Genomic DNA, 294 nt, shown 5'->3' with positions numbered 1-294 from the left:
AGGCAAGACAGCTGTAATTCCCGGAATGGAGCCAACCGGACATTACTGGTTTGCACTGGGAAAATTCCTGCAGGACAGTGGAATGAAGCCTGTTCATGTGAATCCTCATCATGTCAAGAAGTCAAAAGAACTGGATGACAATAATCCTAACAAGAATGATCGTAAGGATCCAAAGACAATTGCAGCATTGGTCAATGAAGGAAGATTTTCTTATCCTTATATACCAACCGGTATTTATGTAGAAATCAGGAGTTTATCGAACCTCCGCTTCCAGACACAGGAAGAGCTTACAAG

Annotated in this window: 1 protein-coding gene; it reads left to right on the top strand. The window is 42.2% G+C overall.

Annotated features, from left to right (window positions below):
- Positions 1–25 precede the first annotated feature (25 nt).
- Positions 26–294: IS110 family transposase (locus PZH32_RS13385; RefSeq protein ID WP_275208745.1), on the top strand; the 269-nt coding region annotated here is incomplete at its 3' end.

The organism is Adlercreutzia equolifaciens, from assembly GCF_029076695.1.
GTDB classification, from domain to species: Bacteria; Actinomycetota; Coriobacteriia; order Coriobacteriales; family Eggerthellaceae; genus Adlercreutzia; species Adlercreutzia equolifaciens_A.
The sequence above is the reverse complement of the archived record's forward strand: the minus strand, read 5'-3'. Positions and strand labels throughout refer to the sequence as shown.